Source organism: Microbacterium luteum, from assembly GCF_015277875.1.
Taxonomy (GTDB): domain Bacteria; phylum Actinomycetota; class Actinomycetes; order Actinomycetales; family Microbacteriaceae; genus Microbacterium; species Microbacterium luteum.
The window spans coordinates 2516049-2528939 of record NZ_CP063814.1 but is presented as its reverse complement, the minus strand read 5'-3'; the positions used below and the strand labels follow the sequence as shown (position 1 = coordinate 2528939).

At 71.8% G+C, this 12891-nt stretch carries 13 protein-coding genes; 9 read left to right on the top strand and 4 right to left on the bottom strand.

The genetic code is table 11. From position 1 onward, the window contains the following. Window positions 1-13 precede the first annotated feature (13 nt). Window positions 14-901: an LLM class flavin-dependent oxidoreductase gene (locus tag IM777_RS12430; RefSeq protein WP_194383587.1), complete on the bottom strand. Its 888-nt coding sequence runs from the start codon at window positions 899-901 to the stop codon at window positions 14-16. 60 nt (window positions 902-961) lie between these two features. Here IM777_RS12430 and IM777_RS12425 point away from each other — a divergent pair, with 60 nt between their 5' ends. Further along, entirely contained in the window at window positions 962-2287 is a 1326-nt protein-coding gene (locus IM777_RS12425) for an amidohydrolase family protein (RefSeq protein WP_194383586.1), read from the top strand. A gap of 11 nt (window positions 2288-2298) precedes the next feature. On the opposite strand, the gene IM777_RS12420 is transcribed toward IM777_RS12425, so the two are convergent. Then, complete coding sequence (locus IM777_RS12420; RefSeq protein ID WP_228480793.1) at window positions 2299-3285, bottom strand: PDR/VanB family oxidoreductase; 987 nt, start codon at window positions 3283-3285, stop codon at window positions 2299-2301. Between the two features lie 190 nt (window positions 3286-3475). On the opposite strand from IM777_RS12420, the gene IM777_RS12415 reads away from it, so the two are divergent. The 4 genes from IM777_RS12415 to IM777_RS12400 all read left to right on the top strand — a co-directional run bounded on the left by IM777_RS12415 (window position 3476) and on the right by IM777_RS12400 (window position 7660). After that, entirely contained in the window at window positions 3476-4735 is a 1260-nt protein-coding gene (locus IM777_RS12415) for an amidohydrolase family protein (RefSeq protein WP_194383584.1), read from the top strand. After that, on the top strand, window positions 4732-5493 hold the full coding sequence (locus tag IM777_RS12410; protein ID WP_194383583.1) for an ABC transporter ATP-binding protein: 762 nt from the start codon (window positions 4732-4734) through the stop codon (window positions 5491-5493). Before IM777_RS12415 ends, IM777_RS12410 begins: the two co-directional genes overlap by 4 nt. Continuing rightward, on the top strand, window positions 5490-6368 hold the full coding sequence (locus IM777_RS12405; protein ID WP_194383582.1) for an ABC transporter permease: 879 nt from the start codon (window positions 5490-5492) through the stop codon (window positions 6366-6368). The genes IM777_RS12410 and IM777_RS12405 overlap by 4 nt, the downstream gene beginning before the upstream one ends. A gap of 92 nt (window positions 6369-6460) precedes the next feature. Then, a complete protein-coding gene (locus IM777_RS12400) occupies window positions 6461-7660 on the top strand; it encodes a substrate-binding domain-containing protein (protein WP_194383581.1) in 1200 nt (399 codons plus the stop codon). An 8-nt stretch (window positions 7661-7668) separates the two neighbouring features. On the opposite strand, the gene IM777_RS12395 is transcribed toward IM777_RS12400, so the two are convergent. Next, window positions 7669-8262 carry a cyclodeaminase/cyclohydrolase family protein gene (locus IM777_RS12395; RefSeq protein ID WP_194383580.1) on the bottom strand — a complete coding sequence of 198 codons (594 nt, stop codon included), beginning with the start codon at window positions 8260-8262 and terminating at the stop codon, window positions 7669-7671. 32 nt (window positions 8263-8294) lie between these two features. On the opposite strand from IM777_RS12395, the gene IM777_RS12390 reads away from it, so the two are divergent. Then, window positions 8295-9350: a methylenetetrahydrofolate reductase C-terminal domain-containing protein gene (locus tag IM777_RS12390; protein ID WP_228480792.1), complete on the top strand. Its 1056-nt coding sequence runs from the start codon at window positions 8295-8297 to the stop codon at window positions 9348-9350. A gap of 14 nt (window positions 9351-9364) precedes the next feature. Here the strand turns inward: IM777_RS12390 and IM777_RS12385 are convergent, their stop codons facing one another. Next, window positions 9365-9964 (bottom strand): helix-turn-helix domain-containing protein, encoded by a 600-nt coding sequence (locus IM777_RS12385; protein ID WP_083336501.1) that lies wholly within the window; start codon window positions 9962-9964, stop codon window positions 9365-9367. Between the two features lie 119 nt (window positions 9965-10083). On the opposite strand from IM777_RS12385, the gene IM777_RS12380 reads away from it, so the two are divergent. The 3 genes from IM777_RS12380 to IM777_RS12370 are packed head-to-tail and all read left to right on the top strand — an operon-like array spanning window position 10084 to window position 12844. After that, window positions 10084-11406 (top strand): FAD-binding oxidoreductase, encoded by a 1323-nt coding sequence (locus tag IM777_RS12380; RefSeq protein WP_194383579.1) that lies wholly within the window; start codon window positions 10084-10086, stop codon window positions 11404-11406. Continuing rightward, complete coding sequence (locus IM777_RS12375; protein ID WP_071044663.1) at window positions 11403-12197, top strand: creatininase family protein; 795 nt, start codon at window positions 11403-11405, stop codon at window positions 12195-12197. Before IM777_RS12380 ends, IM777_RS12375 begins: the two co-directional genes overlap by 4 nt. Continuing rightward, entirely contained in the window at window positions 12194-12844 is a 651-nt protein-coding gene (locus IM777_RS12370) for a pyridoxamine 5'-phosphate oxidase family protein (protein ID WP_194383578.1), read from the top strand. Before IM777_RS12375 ends, IM777_RS12370 begins: the two co-directional genes overlap by 4 nt. The last annotated feature ends 47 nt before the right edge of the window (window positions 12845-12891 follow it).

The following is a 12891-nucleotide window of genomic DNA, read 5'->3' as shown; positions in this document are numbered from 1 at the left end:
GCCCGGCCACTCGTCAGGGGCGGGGCGGCTCGGCGGAGCGGACGGTCGCGGTCACCCGTGCCGTCGCATCGGCATAAGGGGCGAGGTCGGCATCGTGCGACAGCGGCTGCAGGATGACGCTCGTCGCGCCGGCGTCGGTGAGCGCGGCGATCGCCTCGGCCACCGCGGCATCGTCGCCGGATGCGGCGAAGCGGCGCTCACCGTTGAAGCCCCACGCGTCGAACTCCGCCTCGAGCGCTGAGGCCGTGTCGCCGAACGCGCACATGAGGAACACCACGATCTCGTGGGGTCCCGTCCGGCCCGCCGCTTCACAGGCGGCATGGATGCGCGCGACGGCGGAGCGCACCATGGCGGGGCTGGATCCCGCGGTGAGGACGGTGCCGTCGGCGACCTCGCCCGTGAGAGACAGCGTCTTCGGACCCTCGCCGGCCGCGAGCACCGGCACGGTGCGCTCGGGCGGCCAGGCGAGCTTCACCCGGTCGAGGCGCACGTACCGGCCCGACGTCGTCACCTCGTCCCCGGCGAGCAGCCGGCGCAGCGCCGGCACGTATTCGCGCATGAGCGTCAACGGTGAGGCGACCCGTGCGCCGGCCTGTCCCATCCAGTCGAGCACCCCGTGTCCGAACCCGAAGATCGCACGCCCCGGGTACAGCCGTTCCACGGTCGCGATCTCCATCGCCGCGAGGGCGGGATTGCGCAGAGGCATCGGCAGGATGCCCACGCCGACGCGCAGGCGCTCGGTCGAGGCGAGAGCCGCGACCAGCGGGGCGAGGCCACTCTGCTTAAAGCAGTCCTCCCACACCCACACCTCCTCGACGCCGGCGGCTTCCGCGTGACGGGCGACGTCGGGAAGCGTTTCGGGCGGCAGGGTCGGCTGATGGATCATTCCGATGCGGGGCATGCCCCCATGCTCTCGCAGGGCGAAACATTCCGGAACGTTCCGCGTGATATCAACGGGACCATGCAGAGACTCCGAGGTGCCGTGCGGGTGTTCGTGGATGCGACGACCGAGCACGCCGGAGACCTCTGGATCGACGCGGGCCGGGTCGTCGATGCGCCGGCCGAGGTCGACCTCGCCGGTGTCCGCGTCGACGAGGTCGACGTGTCGGGATGCGTCGTGACACCCGGGCTCGTGAACGCTCACCATCATCTGCTGCAGTCGGGTTTCCGCACCCTGCCCGCCACCCGCGGGGTGCCGATGCGGGAGTGGCTGCCGGCGATGGCGTCGGCGTATGCCGCCGTCGGCATCGATCCGTCCCTCACGGCGCGCACCGCCGCCGTAGGCATGGCCGAGTCGCTGCTGTCGGGGGTGACGACGGTGGCCGACCACCAGTTGAACTGGCCTCGGCCCGGCAGCGACCCCGCCGGCGAGGTGGCGGAGATCGCTGCAGCGATCGCGGCCGTGTCACGTGAGCTCGGCGCTCGACTCGCCTTCGTCCGCGGCACCGCGCGCGACGATGCCGGCATCGCCGCCGAGGGAGCGGAGGCGATCGTGGAGACGCTGCTGCGCGACGGCCACGAGCGCGGCGTCACGGATGACGGGATGCTGCAGATCGCGGTGGGGCCGGCTGGTGTGCACTCCGACGGGGAGGCCACCTTCCGGCGCCTGGGTGAGGTCGCCGCGCGCCACGGGCTGCGCCGCCGCACGCAGGCGAACGAGCAGGTGGACACCGAGATCGCGCTGGAGCGCTACGGCCGTCGTCCGCTGGATCTCCTCGAAGAATGGGGGTGGCTCGACGTGGGCGTGACGATCGCGCACCTCTGCGATGTCACGGCGGGGGAGATCGACCGCCTGGCGGCCGCGGGCGTCACCGCGACCCACGCGCCCGGCTGCGACGTGCCGATGGGATGGGGCGTCGCACCCGTCGCCGCTCTGCGGGCCGCGGGTGTCGTCGTCGGACTCGGCACCTCGGGTGGGGGGTCGAACGACGCCGGCCACCTGCTCGCGGATGCACGCCTGGCGATGCAGGTGTCGGGACTGGTCGGCGCACAGCTCTCCGCCCGGACGGTTCTCGCGATGGCGACCGAGGGTGGCGCCACGGGCCTCGGCCGAGACGACATCGGGCACCTTCGCGCCGGCGCCCGAGCCGACGTGTGCGTGTGGGATGTCTCGGGGGTTGCCGATGCCGGCGTCGCGGACCCGGTCGCCGGGCTCCTGTGGGCCTCGCCCGGGCGACGACCGCGCGACGTCTTCGTCGGGGGATCCGCGGTGGTGCGCGACGGACGGCTGCTCACCGCCGACGAGGCGACGCTGGTCGCCGGCCTCCGTGCGCGCATCGCCGGCTGAACCGGGAGGTCTCAGAGGTCGAGCACGATCCGGGGGCAGGCCGCGCGGGAGACGCACACCATCATGACGGTGCTGTCCTGTCGCTCCAGCGGCGTGAGAACCGAGTCGCGGTGCTCGATCTCGCCCTCCAGAACGGGCGCTTCGCACGTGCCGCAGGTTCCGCGCCGGCAGCTCGAGAGCACCACGGTCTCGGGGGACTGCTCGGTGATCGCATCCAGGACCGATTGTCCGGGGGAGACCGTCACCACATCGCCCGAGAGGGCGAGCTCCACCTCGAACGGATCGGGCCACACCGGTTCGCCGAACTCGCGCGCCTCGAACCGCTCGAGGTGCAGGCGTGTGCCGTCCTCGCCCGGGAAGGCCGCGTCGAGGGCTTCGAGCAGCCGCGCGGGGCCGCACGCGTAGATGCGCGTGTGCTCGTCGGCGGATGCGGCGAGGCCGGAGACGTCGAACCGCCCGCCCTCATCGGCGGCGTGCAGGGCCACGCGATCCGGATGCGCCGCGGCGAGCTCGCTCGCGAAGGCCATCGTTCGGCGCGAGCGGCCGGCGTAGTCGAGGTGCCAATCCGCTCCTGCCGCGGCCGCCGCGGCGACCATGGCGATCAGGGGGGTGATGCCGATCCCGCCCGCGACGAACCGGTACGAAAGGCCCGGCTCGGGGACGAACGGAAAGTGGTTGCGAGGTCCGCGCACCCGGATGCGCGCTCCGACCGCGGCGCTCTCGTGCACGCGCACCGACCCGCCGCGGCCGGCGTCCTCGCGGAGCACCGCGACCCGCCACGATCCGCGTTCGGCCGGGTCGGAGCACAGGGAGTACTGCCGCTCGACGACCTCGTCCCGCGAGGACCCCGGCAGCACGAGGTCGATGTGCGAACCGGGGCTCCAGGCGGGTAGGTCGCGGCCGTTGGGCGAGACGAGGTCGAGCGCGACGACGCCGTCGGCGACGTCGGTGCGGGCGGCGATGACGAGGTCTCGTTCGACGTCGCTGAAGTAGCTCACGGGTGCTCCTCGGGGTGGTTCTGCGGGACGACCGTAATCGACGTTTTCAGGGCGATCCGGCGCCTGTCGCGAGTCGTAACAGGCTCGCAACACGTGGCGTGGGTGGTCGAAACAGGGTCGGCGTTCAATGGCCATTGTTGGTCAAGCCAACACCGATCCCCAAACCGTCACGATCGAGAAAGCGAGCGCCATGGTCCTCCCGACGCCCGAATCTCTCGCCCCCGGCGCCGCGCTCGACGTGCTCCGCAACGTCACCACCATCGACGGCGCCGTCGGCGACCTCGCCGTCGTCGACGGTCACCTGTCGACCTCCATCGGAGACGTCGCGGGCCCGGCCGGCGTGGACGCGACCGGATGGATGCTGCTGCCGCCCCTGGCGGACATGCACGCCCACATCGACAAGGCCTACACGTGGGAGATGGCCGGTCGCCCCGCCGGCTCCCTGGAAGACGCCGTGGCCTGCTGGCAGCGTTTCGGTACCGCCCTCACCGAGGAGCAGATCCAGCACAACGGCCGCCGCGCGCTGCTGGCGGCGCTGCGCGCCGGCGTGACGACGATGCGCACGCACGTGAACTTCCACGAGGGGGCCGACCCGCTTCGCGGCCTGCGCGCGATCGTCGCACTGCGCGACGAGTTCGCCGGCCTCGTCGACCTTCAGATCGTCGCCATGCACGGCTACCTGCACGCGGCGGATCTCGTGCGCGAGGCCATCGGGATCGGAGCGGACCTCCTCGGCGGCGCGCCCCATCTGTCGCCGGATCCGGCGGGGGAGATGGACCGCACGATCGCGCTCGCCGACGAGGCGGGGATCGGCGTGGACTTCCACACCGACGAGACGCTGAACCCCGCGTCGCTGGATGTCGTCCACCTCGCGAACGCGACCGCGCACTGGGCGCCCGAGCGCACGCGTTCGGCCGGTCACTGCGTGAGCCTCGCGGTGCAGCCCCGCGATCGGCTCACCGAGGTGCTCTCCACCGTCGCGGCCGCCGAGCTGAGCATCGTCACCAACCCGCTCACCAACCTCTATCTCCAGGGGTGGGACCACCCCGTCTCGACGCCGCGCGCCGTCCCGCCGCTGCGGGCGATCCGCGCGGCCGGCGTCGTGCTCGCCGCCGGTGGCGACAACGTGCAGGACCCGTTCAACCCCCTCGGCAACGGCGACATGGTCGACGTGGCCGCGGCGCTCGTGATCGCGGGGCACCTGTCACCCGATGAGGCGTGGCGCGTCGCGTCGGCCGGTCGAACGCTCATGGGGATGCCCGCCGCCGGCGGCGCCCACGGCGACGTGGCCGACCTGCTCCTCGTGCGCGCGTCCTCCGTCGCCGAGGCGCTCGCCGAACGCGCACCCGATCGGGTCGTCGTGCGCGACGGCCGCGTCGTGGCCACGCGGCACCTGTCCACCGCCACCGTCGACATCCGCACGCCCGCTCCGAAGGAGATCACGGTATGACCGCTGCCGCCCCCGCGCCCGTCACGACGGCGCCCACGCTCGCCCTCCGTGATGTCACCAAGGACTTCGCCACCGGCACCCGAGCGCTCACCGGCGTCTCCATGGACATCTCCCGCGGCGAGTTCGTGTCGGTCGTCGGACCCTCCGGATGCGGCAAGTCGACTCTTCTGCGCCTGGCCGCCGGTCTCGACACCGTCAGCCACGGCAGTCTCGACGTCGATGCGGCCGTGACGAGCTTCGTCTTCCAGGACGCGACACTGCTGGAGTGGCGGAGCGCGCAGAAGAACGTCGAACTGGTCGGCGAACTCGCCGGCGTTCCTTCGGCCGAACGAGCACGCCGGGCTCGCGACGCGCTCGCGCTCGTGGGGCTCGACGGCTTCGAGAAGCAGCATCCGCGCGAGCTCTCCGGGGGCATGCGGATGCGCGTGTCGATCGCGCGGGCTCTCGTGGCCGAACCGCAGCTGGCCCTCTTCGACGAGCCGTTCGGCGCGCTCGATGAGATCACCCGGCTGAAGATGCAGACGGAGCTGCAGCGCCTGTTCCAGCTCAAGCGGTTCGCGGCGATGTTCATCACCCACTCGATCTCCGAGGCGGTGTATCTGTCCAGCCGCGTGCTCGTGATGAGCGGGCGTCCCGGCCGCATCGTGGCGGACATCGAGATCCCGTGGGAGTATCCGCGCCCGCCGGAGCTGCGGTACTCACCGGAATTCGGCCGCATCGCCGGTCATCTCTCGCAGACGCTGGAGGCGCACGCATGACCGAGCAGACCCTCATCGCCCCGGCCGCGGCGGCGACCCCGCAGGCCACCGTCCCGCCGTCGCAGGCCCGACCCCAGCGTACGTCGGCGCTGCGTCGCGCCGGTTCCAGCGCCGTGCCGATCGTGCTCGCGATCGTCGGCATCCTCGTGATCTGGTACGCCGTCTCGTACCTGCTGCTCTCCGAGAGCCGTCGGTTCCTGCTGCCCCCGCCGCACGAGGTCGTCCTCGAGACGATCGGCAACCCGCAGATCATCAGCCCCATGCTCGCCGCGCTCGGGCAGACGACGATGGTCGCCCTGGTGGGTCTCGCGATCGCCGTGGTCATCGGCATGTCCTGGGCGATCTTCATGTCGCAGTCCCACCTGGCGGAGCGGGTGCTGTACCCCTATGCGGTGATCCTGCAGACCATCCCGATCCTCGCGCTCACGCCGCTCATCGGCATCTGGATGGGCTACGGCATCCCCGCCCGCGTCGTGGTGTGCGTCATCATCGCGGTGTTCCCGATGATCTCCAACACCCTGTTCGGCCTGCAGTCGGCGGACCCCTCGGCGCACGATCTGTTCACCTTGAACAAGTCCTCGCGCTGGCAGCGGCTCACCAAGCTGCAGCTTCCCGCCGCCATCCCGTCGATCTTCACCGGCCTGCGCAACGCCGCCGGCCTGTCGGTCATCGGCGCGATCGTCGGGGACTTCTTCTTCCAGCAGGGCTCGCAGGGCATCGGCGGACTTCTGCGCACCTACACGCTGCGCCTGAACATGGAGCCGCTGTTCCTCGCCATCATCTTCACGGCCCTCTTCGGCGTCGCCGTGTTCTCGGTCTTCGCCGCCCTCGATCGTGCCGTCGTGGGCCGGCTGTTCGGCTGGAAGAATCGCTGACCCCCGAAGCCCCGCACCTCGCTCACCCCGTTCGTCCCACGCACCATCCATCTGTCCGGCGCATCACCCACTCGTCCTGGAGGACTCTCGAGATGACACCCCCCACCCGCATCATCCGACGCTCCGTCGCCGCCGGTCTCGCCCTGTCGGTCGCCACCCTCGGGCTGGCCGCCTGTTCGAGCGAAGAGACCGAACCCGCCGCGGACACGACACCGGCCGCCCCGACCGCCGAGGCCGGCGGCGCCCTCGACCTGTCCGACGTATGCCCCGCGACCGTGGTCATGCAGCAGGACTGGCAGCCGGAGGCCGAGCACGGTGCGATGTATTCGCTCGTCGGCGCCGACTACACGATCGACAACGACGTCAAGAGCGTCACCGGATCCCTCGTCGCCCAGGGCGTCGACACCGGGGTCGACATCGAGGTTCGCCCCGGCGGCCCGAACGTCAACTTCCAGCCGGTGCCGGCGCTGATGTACCTCGACGAGGACATCCTGCTGGGTGCGGTCAACACGGATGCGGCGATCGTCGCCGCCGCCGATCAGCCGACGGTCGCCGTGACGTCGCAGATGACCTGGAGCCCGCAGATCCTCATGTGGGACCCGGAGAGCCACGATGGCGCCACCACGATCGCCGAGGCGACCGCCGACGGTGCGCCCGTGGTCACCTCCGGCGATGTCATCCCCAACATGCTCCTGGCGCAGGGCATCATCGACAGTTCGCAGATCGACCTCAGCTACGAGGGCACGGCGCAGCGCTTCGTCTCCGACCCGACGATCCTTCAGCAGGGCTTCGCGACGGCCGAGCCCTACATCTACGAGAACGAGATCGCCGAATGGGGCAAGCCCGTCGGCTTCCAGCTGCTGAGCGAGGTCGGCTACACGATCTATCCCGAGCCGCTCGCCGTGCGCGCCGACGCGATCGAGGAGTACGGCGACTGCCTCGCCAAGCTCGTCCCGATCATGCAGCAGTCGCAGCTCGACTATCTCGCCGACCCGGCCGACACCAACGCGCTGATCGTCGAACTCGTCGACACCTACCAGACCGGCTGGACCTACTCCGAGGGCGTCGCCGACTTCTCGGTCGAGCAGCAGGTCGCGCTCGGCATCGTGCAGAACGATGAGGCTTCGGGTGTGTTCGGGCAGTTCGATCCCGAGCGCATGCAGTCGATCCTCGATGACTTCGTGCCGTTCCTCATCGAAGCCGGCAGCATCAGCGCGGCCGATGCGGAGGAGATCTCGATCGACGACCTCTACACGAACGAATTCATCGACACGTCCATCTCGATGGACTGACCGCAGTGTCAGAGCGTGTCGGTCACCTCGGCGGCCAGGCGATCGAGGGCGTCGGCGGCGGCGATCGCGTCCTGCTCCTTCGCTCGGAGATCCGCGACGAACTCGGCGCTGCTGCCCGCGTCTGCGCTCGCGGTCGCGTTGACCCGCACGTTGACCGCTCCGGCCCGGGCGCCGGCGGCGAGCAGACGGGCCGCGACCGCCACGTCGGCGCGCACCGGCTCGGGGCACCGCTCCGCCAGCGGCTCGAGGGCGGAGGCGAGCTCGACGACGACGTCGGCCACCGCGGCGGACGACACCGCGGCGTGTTCCAGGATGCGACGGGTGCGGTCGGCGTCCCGGTCTTCGGGCGCGGCATGGAAGACGACGGCGAGATCGGCGGACGCCCGGGCGTCGCCGTCGGCGACCTCCCACGCCCGCTCGCGCGCCGCGACGAAACGTCGGGTGTCGGGATGATCGTCGCCGTAGCCGTCGGCCATGGCGGCGACGGCGGCGCCGATGGCGGCCACGACCGCCGCCGCGGCGCCGCCGCCCGGGGCGGGGGCGGGCTCCGCGAGTCGCTCGGTCCATTCGGTGAGGGCTGCGGTGCGGGTGGAGATCTCCATCGCCGCAGTCTAGACATCCTGCGGAGCGGCCGGTGACCATCCCTCCTGCGACGATGCACCGTGCCGCTCCGCTCGACGCGTGTCCGAAGAACATGACCTACGGCCCGTGCGGGGGTGTCAACCCCGACGGATCGTGCGAAGCGCATCCCGACCCGTGCGTCTTCCTTCAGCGAGAGCTGCCGATACGGTGGCCGGATGCGGCGACGACCCCGGTGCCCGCTCCGACCGCGGCGGCCACGGAGGTCGCCGACATCCTCGCCCGGCGCGCTCTCGTGATGACGGGATTCCCCGCGCGTCCGATGGTCGCCGACGATGTCTCCCGCGTGGCGGAGGTGCTCGCTCCCCACACCGATGCCGCGCTGTCGGGAGACGCCGCCACCTCGCGCACGCAGTTCCCGCCGTCCTACCGCGGTCACCTCATGACGGCCGCCGGCATGCGCGCCTGGATCGGTGTCAACGCTCGCGATCGCAACCGCGTCGCGCTCGAGGGGGAACTCGCCGCTCTGCGCCACGCGGGTGTCGCCGGCGTGCACTGCGTCACCGGAGACCACACCGAGACGGGCGACCGGCCCGACGCGGCGCCGGTGTTCGACCTGGAGGCGACCACGATTCTTCCCCGTGCCCGGGCCCACGGGCTTCTCCCGTCCTTCGCCGAATCGCCGGCGGCGCCGCCGCACCGGCTGCGCGGCCCGCGCGTCGCCGAGAAACAACGTGCCGGCGGTCGCCTGTGCCTGACGCAGTACTGCGGGGGCGTCGACGAGGTCGCCGCCTTCATCGAGCGGTGCCGCGGTGCGGGCGCGACCGCGCCCGTCCTCCCCGGCGTGCCGGTGATCGTCGACGACGACGGAGCCGCGCTCCTGGCCTCCTTCCACGCCGCGCTCCTTCCGCCCGGATACGCCGAGCGGCTGCGCACCGCGCGCGACATGCGCTCGGAGGGGATCCGGCTCGCGATCGAGTACGGCTCGGCCCTCCTCGAAATTCCGGGGGTCGCCGGTGTCGTCGTCGCCGGCGGCGCGCGGCGCGGCGATGAGATCGCCTACGCACGAGTGCTCGCCACGATCGCCCGCGAGCTGGGAGGGGGAGCGTGACCGGTCGCGCCGGCTCAGCTGCGGCGCTGCTCCTTGACGACGACCACCCGGCTCGTCTCGCCCTCCGGGGTGCGCCACTTGTGGCGCACCCATCCCTCGTAGTACGTCGCGTCGCCGGCGCGCAGCTCGTGCTCGCCCTCGTCCAGCACGACGACCAGCACGCCGTCGAGCACGTAGACGAACTCGTCCTCGCCGTGTTCCCACCAGGGCCCCTCGTCGCCGAACGGTCCGATCATGATCATCGGCACGAAGTGCCCGGTCGGGGGCGCCATCACGTGCACGGGGCCGCTCTCGGTGTCCACCGCCGAGTCATCCTGACGGCGGAACAGGTGGAACCCGCCTTCCGAGCGCTCCCGCGGCTGCTCGGTCAGCAGCGCCTGCTGCGTCGTACCGAGCGCCTGCGCGACACGGAAGAGCGAGGTCATGCTCAAGCGCTCCAGCCCGCGCTCGACCTGACTGAGGAACGAGTGCGACAGCTGCGCCTCGGCGGCCACCTCGGTGAGGGTCGCCCCGCGCGCCGTGCGGAGCGCCCGGATGCGCGCTCCGAGCGCGCGTGCGGCCTCGTCGGGGTCCGCCGGACCGTCCGGCGCCCGGCGCCCCATCGTTTCCGCCATGCCAGCAGGCTACCGGGCGGTCGTGCCGACCCCCGGCATCCCGCACCCCGCGCGACGAGTGACTCATCACCCGGCTCGCCGCGCACCGCCTTCGGGAGATGCGATGAAGGAGGACATCCATGACCACCCCCGACTACGCCGCCCTCGAGCGCGAGATCGCCGATCTGCTCGGCCCACGCGGCGTCAGCTCAGACATGCGTCAGCGCGAGAAGGCGTCGGTCGACGGCGCGCGCATGTCGCCGATCATCGCCGAGCAGCTCCCGCTCGGGGTCGCCGACCTCGTGGCGTTCCCGGCCACCGCCGCCGAGATCGCCGCGGTCGTCGGCATCGCCTCACGCCACGGGGCCCCGATCACGCCGCGCGGCAAGGGCACCGGCAACTACGGTCAGGCGATCCCGATGCCCGGCGGGCTCGTGCTCGACATGTCGCGCGCCCGGTCGGTCATCGAGGTGACCGACGAGACGATCACCGCCGACGCCGGAGCCCCGATGACCGCGCTCGAGCAGGCGGCGCGCGCCGCGGGGCGACAGCTGTGGATGTATCCGTCGACGGTGCACTCCAGCCTCGGCGGCTTCCTCAGCGGCGGATCCGGCGGCACCGGGACCATCGCGCACGGGTCCAACGATCGCGGCTTCGTCGTCGCCCTCGACGTCGTCACGCCCGCCTCCGCCGGCGAACTTGTGCACCTCGAGGGCGAAGCGGCGCAAGGATTCGTTCACAACTACGGCACCGCCGGCATCATCGCCCGGGCCACCGTGCGGCTGGAGCCGCTGCAGGACTGGCGCGGGCTGTATGCATCCTTCCCCGACTTCTCCGGCGCCCTGTCGGTGCTGCGCTCGCTCGGACGGCTCACACCCCTGCCCCGGCTCGTGTCGGCGGACACCCCGCACGTGACGGCGCAGCTGCCGCCCGACGACGCCTTCCCCGAGGGGCGCAGCTCCCTGCGGATGATCGCCGACATCGCGACCGTGTCCGAGGCGACGGCGCTGATCGAAGCGGCCGGTGGCCGCATCGAAGACGTGCGGGAGGGGGCGAACGTCTCGTCGGCGATCTCGGTGCTCAGCTACAACCATCCGATCGAGTGGCTGCAGAAGTCCGAACCGGGCGTCTACTTCCACGTCGAGGTCTCGGGTGACGCCCTCGTCGAGCGCATCGACGCGGTGCACGCGGTGTATCCCGGCGGCCAGCTGCACATCGAGGCCGGTCACACCGTGCCGATCGGGATGCTCGCCGGCGTCTACGAGAGTCCCGAGGCGGTCTACGCCGGCATCGAGGCCCTCCACGACCTGGGCGTGTCGACCCACAACCCGCACCAGTGGAACGTCGACTTCCGCCTCGCCGAGACGGTCGCCCTCGCGCGCGAGACCGACCCCGCCGGGCTGCTGAACCCCGGAAAGCTCAATCCCGACTACGCCGGCCCCACGAAGGGAGCCATCCGATGACCACCCCGTTCACTCCGTCCAGCCGGGCGTGGGCCGATCTCTCCGGCCCCGCGATCACCGCCGCCACGAGCGACCGGTCGATCGCCGTCGTGCCGATCGGGGCGATCGAGCACCACGGCCCGCACCTTCCGCTGCGCACCGACGCGCTCATCGCCGAGGCCGTCGCGACGGCGGCCGTCGATCGCGCGGTCGCCGCCGGGATCGACGCGTGGCTGCTGCCGACGGTCGCCTACGCGAAATCCGACGAGCACCACTGGGCACCCGGCACGCTGTGGATCGAGGGCACGACGCTGCTCGACGAGCTCGTGCAGATCGGCGCGGCGATCGCGCAGACCACGGTGCGCACGGTCGCCTTCGTCAACGGCCACGGGGGCAACGTCATGCTGCTCGGATGGCTCAACCGGGAGCTGCGCCGCCGGTACGGCCTGCGATCCTTCTCCATGCCGTCGGGCGCGGGGGCGGCGGGAGACGGCGTCGACGGCCCGGACGAGAAGGGGCAGGGCATCCACGCCGGCTTCGGGGAGACCTCGCTCGTCATGCATCTCGCACCGCACCTCGTCGCGCCCGAGATGCCGCCGCGGAACGTGCCCGAGAAGATCGCCGGACACACGCACATCGGCTTCAACCGCAAGCCGGTGATGTTCGGCTGGACCAGTGACGACTTCGGTCCCACCGGCGTCATCGGGGATGCGACCGGCGCCAACGCGGCCTTCGGCAAGGTGCTCTTCGAGCGCGGGGTCGACTTCGTCGCCGAAGCGCTCGCCGAGATCGATGGATTCGAGTTCGCATGAGCGGCGCCGCGCATCCGGCGTCGATCTCGATCGCGGTCGAGGTGCCGGTCATCGACCACGCCAGCGATCCCGTGCACGCCGCCGATCCTCCCGCGGACCCGGCGGCGCTCGCGGCGAGCTGGCTGCCGGGGCCGGATGAGGACCGCATCCTGATGACGCTGTCGACCGTGTCGCCGGAGGGCGTCCCGCACGCGAGGACCGTGATGCTGAGCGACTTCGACGGCGCATCCTTCTCGTTCCACACCGACGCGAGCAGCCGCAAGGTCGCCGACCTCGCGGTGAACCCCCGGGTGGCGCTGACGATCCTCTGGCCGGGCTTCACCCGGCAGCTGGTTGTGGAAGGGCTCGCCACGCGAGTCTCCGACGCCAGCGCCGCCCGAGCGTACGCACGCCGGTCGCCGTACCTGCGTCAGTTGGCCTGGGTGAACACGCCGGAGGTCGCCGCCCAGCCGCTGGCCGCGCGGGAGGAGGGATGGGCGCGCTTCGCCGCCGCGCATCCCGACCCGGAGCCCCCCGCCGGGTGGGTCGGTTTCGCCGTGCGGCCCGAACGCTGGCTGTTCTGGGTGTCGCATCCCGGGGCCCCGAGCCGTCGCATCGAGTACACCCCGTCCGCGACCGGCTGGTCCGCCCGCCCCCTCCCCGGCTGACGCGCGCATCCACCCCGCCCCGAGCCACCCCTTTTTCTGCGAGCGAC